Origin of the sequence: Acetobacter lambici, assembly GCF_011516885.1 — a bacterium.
In the GTDB taxonomy this organism is placed as follows: Bacteria; Pseudomonadota; Alphaproteobacteria; order Acetobacterales; family Acetobacteraceae; genus Acetobacter; species Acetobacter lambici.
In genome coordinates this window covers 1-6534 of the sequence record NZ_WOTD01000074.1, presented here as the reverse complement: position 1 = coordinate 6534, position 6534 = coordinate 1, and the positions used below count along the sequence as shown (strand labels likewise).

Sequence of the window (6534 nt, the reverse complement as noted above, 5' to 3'; positions counted from 1 at the left end):
GTCAGCGGCGCCATGAGAATTCTGTTTTTGGCGTAAATGCTTCCCAGTTCAATCGGCTCAAACAGGCTGGTCATGACAGATCCTTCTTAAAAGACGCAGTTCCTATGAATTTGGGAAGCCTCACGAGGAATACAACAGAAGACTTACCACCTCGTCTGACTTGAGGTGAGCACTGCCTGTCTGCTTAATTGGTGAAGCCGACAGGCAGATTTGGGGGGGAGAGCGCAATGTCAGCTTTCAGGAAGCTGACTTGAAAAGCGGCCGTGCGGTAGAGGTTTTTTCATCCAAGTTGACTTATATTATTCGGCAGTGAACCTAAATCGTAAAGTGCATTTCTCTCGACAACTTGGTGCTACAGTGGCTGAGAATAAGTGGTTTATCGATTTTGGAGGCAAGTCTTGATCTTTGACGGAACGGAAGCATTTTACACCGATGATTTTATGTTTGATGTGATGGGCGTTGAGGAGCTCCCTTCGGTCCTATATCAGTATACTTCTGTCGATAGCCTAGAGAAAATCCTTGTCTCGCGTACGCTGCGCTTTTCACGTCTAGATACCGTGAATGATCCCGAGGAGGCAACGGCCCTTGACGTGGCGCTTGCCGCCAGTTCCGTATTCGTGTCGTGCTGGTCGGCGACGGAATCTGAGCAGCTTCCGATGTGGGCGATGTACGGTCAAAATTTGTGTGGAGTGCGGATTGGACTTCCTACCAACATGTTTTGTGGACGCAAAGAACCTGTAATATTCGAGACGGGAGGCGCCCTAATCACGGTTGATAGTTGGCACTCGATTACTCGAAAGTCGCCGGCGATGGACACAAACAGCTGCGCCATTATAGGTCCGAACAAGGTCTACTACAGTAACGACCCGGACTACCGGAACCGTAGGCTGGTTTACAGGCACGGCGGAACCGCTCATTTCTGCCCTTACGATTTAGGTATGGTGAAAGGCAAGCATTGGTCTTACGAACAAGAATGGCGCTTCAAGATTTCTGCGCTCAACTTCGGGGCTCAATTCCCGGATGATGATTACTTCAATAAGGTGACGCTTGATTTCGCCGCTTTCCCAGTCGAGCCTGAAGCACTGTTCATCCCACTGGACCCTTCCTGCTTAGATCAACTGGCGGTGACGCTCGGCCCAAAGGGCGATGACGCTGTCGCCGAGAAGGTCAAGCATATCTTGGCGGAGCATGCACCGAAGGCGACTTTAGTCCCCAGCCAAATCAGCATTCGCTGATCTATGAGTTGCTTTTTCAACATCTCGCCACCTTAGTGAAGATAGTTGCAATAATTAGTACATGCGCTTCCCTTTGTGCAGGTCTCAACCCATACGATTTGCTCAGACACCAATCGGGACGATTGCTTTTGACCTTACTGCGAACATGCCCTCAGTTTTGAGTTGGCGTCTGTGGGTTGCGATCTGCCATTCGTGTGCCAATTCGACCAGCGTCGACTGACGAACGGGACAGGCGAGTTGTCATTCGTCGAAGAATCATCGGGAACCAAAAGCCATAAGAGCCCACTTCCCCGTCAAATATCGAAAACTCCGCTTTAGCCGTGGGTTGTGTCCGTCAACATGTCGGTCGGAGTTAGCCCATATTTTGCACAGAAGCTTGTTATCGCAGCATTATCGGGGCGCAGGCCCCAATTTGGTTCCTCATGCTTTTCGTTATTACACAGGAACATTATCTGGCTAAGAGTAGTTCGATCGCACCACATCACGAAGATGTCGTCATTCTGGATCAGATCGGACGCATCGTCACGGATGAACAGGATGCGGTCTCCACCAAACTTGGGAGGCGTCACATCGACAAGTCGGTTGCCGTCATCCCAGACACTGTGATGCTCGGCAACGAGAAAGTCGCCGATTTTCCAAACAGCCCATCCATGCACGCGTCGGCCGCCCTTGGTCATCGCGCAATGTTTCGCCGCCAGATGGCATTGGCTTGCGGGGTAACCGTAGTCTGTAAAGGTGAGATGGAGCGGGGAGCTCGTCAGGTAATAACGGCTTGAAAATTCCACCAGCAGCGGATCGGTCAGGTCTGGCACATTGGCCCTGTGATGTTCACTCATGTGCCGAACATAGCGTCGCGGCTGTCGGCCCTCAAGCTACAGAACCTCTCCGCCTCGTTCGAATAGGTCCATCGTTCGAATCCCGCTATCCACTCTTTGTCATCAGAGATGAGAATAAGTCACTTCCGCTATACGGAAAGCGACCCGAGGAAATGTATGACTGAGATGAGGCGACTGCCGCCAGTCTGCTTAATTCTTGAAGCCGACAGTCAGATTTGGGGGGAAAGCGGAGTGTCCGCTATCGGCAAATAGTGGAGAAAAACTGACAGTAATTCGTTCGAACTCAGCGAAACCTCTACAGCCACGTTTTCCCTAGGGCAGAATTCATTTAACAGACAGCAAGCACATCTATTCATAGAGTTCGTCGGACAATAAATCTGATCCACGGACAACTCTGAGACTGGCAACCGGCTGCGAGTATCGTTTACCCGATCAACAGTCGCGCACCGAGTGCCGTGAAGAGCGCAACGGGCATGGCCACGGCACCAAGCCTGAGAAATTGCAAAAACCCGACCTCTTCGCCTTCTCGACGGATCACCTGCAACCAGAGGATTGTGGCCAGAGATCCCGTCACGGACAGGTTTGGGCCAAGATCCACACCGATCAACAGGTGATCGATCACCAGTCGCGGGACATGCGCCTGCGCCACTGTCTCACTGGCAATCAAGCCGGCAGGCAGGTTGTTCATAATATTGGAGATAAAGGCCAAAAGAGCGCCAGCTCCCCAGGCAGCAGTGACAGGATCGCTTTTGGCGGCGTGCTGAAGCAGGCGGGCAAGCACCCCGACCACTCCAGTACTTTCAACGGCGGCCACCAGAACGAACAGGCCGCCGACCAGCGGGAGAACGCCCCATGAAATATCCCGCATGAGCGCAATCGGTGATCGTCGCACCAGCACCGACACGCCCAAACCTGTTCCAATGCCAGCAAGTGCTGTTGGCAGGCCGAGAGACAGATCAAATGCGGACACTGTGACAAGCAGAAGCGCGGTCAGGACGATGCCGACAAAAGCCGCCTTGCCGCCCAGTGTTAATGGGGTGGCTGCAACCTGTGAGGCGCAGTCCTGACGCAGGTGTGACCGTTCCATGAGGCGCAAAACCAGATAGGTCGTCATGATTGCCAGGAGCGATGGTAGCGCGAATGACCTCATCCATGATCCCAGCGCGGGGAGTGCGCCGTCATACAGAACCAGGTTCGCCGGGTTGGAGACGGGCAGGACAAAGCTTGCCGCATTGGCGACGAGTGCACAGGCAAACAACGGCGGAAGGGGATCAGCTTTTGCCTTTTTTGCTGCCGCGAACACGGCGGGAGTCAGCACAACAGCCGTCGCATCGTTGGACATGAACGTCGTCACCACGACACCGGCCAGATAGACCAGTGTGAACAGCTTTGCCGTTGAACCTGCGGCATGATTGACGGCCCAGGTGGCTATCCAGTCGAACAGCCCGTTTGCACGCGCCGTTTCACTGAGCAGCATCATGCCGATCAGAAACAGATAAACATCGCCACCTTTCAGAAGGCCGGCCTCCGCCATTGTCAGAGGGATCAACCCCACCAGCACAAGAGCTGCGGCCCCTATGACGGCCCATATCCACTCCGGGGTCCGGAACGGTCGGAGAATAACACCGGCCGTCGCCAGAACAGCGATCGTCCAGATCGCCTCCTGGTGAAAGGTCATGCCGACACCTGATCGGCAGATCGCAGGGTCGATGCCGAACCTATCCAGAGCCCGAGCGATACGATTGCAAAGCAGCCCAGAGTATAGAACGCCACGGGATATCCCAGATCTTCGGCAAGCCACCCTCCCAGCGCCGGAGAAAGGCTTGCTCCAATGCCCTGCGCCGTCATGACGACGCCCTGTCCGATATTGATCCGTCCGGTTCCGTTCAGCAGTCTGGCCACCAGACCCGGCACGGCGACACTCTGAAGCCCCGCACCGATCCCATCGAGGATCTGCACCGGCCACACCCCCCAATGCTGGATGAAGCTTCCCGCGATCAAACCACGCAGCGGTAGGGCGGCAAACGATATCAGTAGGACGATCCAGTAACCACGGTCCCTGACGAAACGTATGGCCAGCAGGCTCACGATGATCATCACAGCCTGTGCGACCATCACGGTCATCGCCGTGAACATGGCTGGATTGCCTTTGCCTGCACTGACGACCGCCATGCCATACAGCGGGAGCATCGCGGCGTTTCCGAGATGGAAGAAACACAGACAACTCGCGAGAATGAGAAGATGCTTGTGTCGCAGAAAGGATCGTAACCCCTCGGCCGTTCCCTCATCGTCAGCGGGTTTATCGTCCAGTCCGCGTGCAGCCTTATGATCTATGGATTTTTCCGGGATCAGGAGCACCGCAGAAATGGCGAACAGACCGAAGGCCACTTCAAGAAAGAAAATCGCTGAGAGGCCAAACTGCCATCCCAGCCAGCCGGACAGTCCGGCCCCGGCCATATTGCCAGCGTGGTTCCAGGCCTGGTTACGGCCGATCTGTATGTTGAAGCCTTTCTGGCGCACGATCCCGAGCGTTATGGCCGCCATCAGAGGGCCGATTCCGGCTCCGGCCAAAGCGGTTGCAAGCTGACTGACTGTCACAACGGCCACGGATTGCGAACTCAGGAGAAGAAGAGAAGCGGAAATCGTGCAGAACGCGGCCACAATGACAAGCAACCGCTTTTTCGTGGTGTGATCAATCAGCGCGCCCGCGGGAATGGTGGCGAGCATTCCGGCAACTCCACCCACGGTCATGACGGTTCCGATCGGCCCCGTCTGCCAGCCGTGACGCTGAAGAAAAACGCCCAGAAAGGGCCCTATCCCGGCCTGGACGTCCGCCATGAAAAAATTGAGAGCGCATAAGGCGAACAGAGCCCGATTGAGCCCTGGAATAGCAGGAGTTTCGTCAGCAACGACTGTGGCAGTACGAGGCGGGGTCATCACGTTCTCTTCGTTCAGCAGCAAGCTTTAACTGAGTTCGAGAGAATAAGTTACAAAACTATTTTCCTAGTGCTTTCTGCCGAATTTATTGAAGTAATTATCAATGCCACTCTTCAGACAAAGTCGTTCAAGCAGGAAAATGTCCGCTCTCGGAAAATGCTTTTCTACGCTTTTACGTCGTGAGTGAGGCGTATTTCGTCTGTAGGCAATGCTCCCAAATGGCAGATCGTCTGACTTGCTACGGTCGATAGCCCGTAGCCCCATAAACCGGCCGGAAAACCGAACCAGAAAAACCCGGTTTTGTGTTAGGGAGGGGTATGTCCGACCGCTATTATTCTGATCTCCGCGCGCTGTGCTGTATTATTGATCAAGGCAGTTTCGTCGCCGCTGCCAGAGAACTTTGCGTGTCGCGTTCGGCGCTCAGTGAAACGATCCGCCGACTGGAAAACTTTGTTGGCGTTCAGCTTCTGAACCGGACGACACGCAGTGTCAGCCCCACGCTCGCCGGTGAGCGTCTGGCTGCGCGGTTCGGAGTAGCGTTTGGAGAAATCCAATCAGCTTTAAGCGAAGCCGGTGCGATGGGTGGCGAAATCGCTGGTCCGGTGAGGGTTCACGCGCAACGTCTTGGGTACGAGCTCTTTCTAAAACCGCTCTTACCCGATTTTGTCCGACGTTTCCCGAGGATCAGCGTCGAGGTGCAGATCGACGATGCTGGCGTGGATATTGTACAGGAACGGTTCGACGTAGGCATACGGCTTGGGGAGATGCTGGATCAGGATGTTATTGCTTTCCCGCTTCAGCCCGGTTTGCGACAAATCGCCGTTGCCGCCCCGTCCTACCTCGATCAACACGGGGCGCCACTCCATCCGCGTGAGCTTCGCGATCATCTCTGTATCGGTTTTCGCTGGCCGGGACATGATGCCTTGTACAACTGGGAATTCTGCGAAAACGGCGTCTGGTTCTCCGTGGCCGTATCCGGTCCGCTGACCTTCAATGATCAGCGGGCGGCTCTTGATGCCGCCGTTGCTGGTGCCGGCATCGCATTATGGGTTGAGAGCGAGGTCCAGCCACTTATCGCGGCCGGCCATCTTGTTCCCCTGCTGACAGAGTATTCCGCCGCTTTTCCAGGCTTTGCGCTCTATTATCCCCCGCATCGTCATCGCTCGACTGCTGTAAAGACCTTCATTACCGCCGTGCGCGGTGCGAATAAACCGTGACAGATTGTACCTGCCACGCCACATAACCCATCCAGAATATGCAGTATTAAAATAACGATACGGCCATGCCAGATGATGTTCTCGACATCACAGGAGGTTTGTATGAATCTGGAAAACACAGCAGGAAATTTTGCAGGCAAAGTCGCGATTGTTACCGGCGCCGCAAGCGGGATCGGTCGCGCAACTGTGGAATTACTTGGTAATCCCCCCATTTTTAGTGGGGCATTGAATGAGAATTCAGGCAGCTGTTTTTAGTTTCTGGGCGGGGGTTAGCCCGCTGTTCCCCATGTTGGGTCTGTCATGGTTATA

General features: G+C 54.6%; 6 protein-coding genes. 3 read left to right on the top strand and 3 right to left on the bottom strand.

Annotation, left to right across the window (positions count from 1 at the left end):
• Positions 1–398: 398 nt before the first annotated feature.
• Positions 399–1235, top strand: coding sequence for a DUF2971 domain-containing protein (locus tag GOB86_RS14380; protein WP_165993288.1), 837 nt, complete (start codon positions 399–401; stop codon positions 1233–1235).
• 314 nt (positions 1236–1549) lie between these two features.
• Here the strand turns inward: GOB86_RS14380 and GOB86_RS14375 are convergent, their stop codons facing one another.
• From GOB86_RS14375 to GOB86_RS14365, 3 genes are all read right to left on the bottom strand, one after another.
• On the bottom strand, positions 1550–2071 hold the full coding sequence (locus GOB86_RS14375) for a hypothetical protein (RefSeq protein ID WP_165993285.1): 522 nt from the start codon (positions 2069–2071) through the stop codon (positions 1550–1552).
• Positions 2072–2495: 424 nt separating this feature from the next.
• Positions 2496–3749 carry an arsenic transporter gene (locus tag GOB86_RS14370; protein ID WP_061498498.1) on the bottom strand — a complete coding sequence of 418 codons (1254 nt, stop codon included), beginning with the start codon at positions 3747–3749 and terminating at the stop codon, positions 2496–2498.
• Entirely contained in the window at positions 3746–5008 is a 1263-nt protein-coding gene (locus GOB86_RS14365) for an MFS transporter (RefSeq protein ID WP_194301211.1), read from the bottom strand. Before GOB86_RS14365 ends, GOB86_RS14370 begins: the two co-directional genes overlap by 4 nt.
• A 317-nt stretch (positions 5009–5325) precedes the next feature.
• Here GOB86_RS14365 and GOB86_RS14360 point away from each other — a divergent pair, with 317 nt between their 5' ends.
• Both GOB86_RS14360 and GOB86_RS15910 read left to right on the top strand, forming a co-directional pair.
• The gene (locus GOB86_RS14360) at positions 5326–6225 is read left to right on the top strand and encodes a LysR family transcriptional regulator (protein WP_063908634.1); all 900 of its coding nucleotides are present in this window, start codon (positions 5326–5328) and stop codon (positions 6223–6225) included.
• Between the two features lie 102 nt (positions 6226–6327).
• Positions 6328–6480: a hypothetical protein gene (locus GOB86_RS15910; RefSeq protein ID WP_198912054.1), complete on the top strand. Its 153-nt coding sequence runs from the start codon at positions 6328–6330 to the stop codon at positions 6478–6480.
• Positions 6481–6534 lie beyond the last annotated feature (54 nt).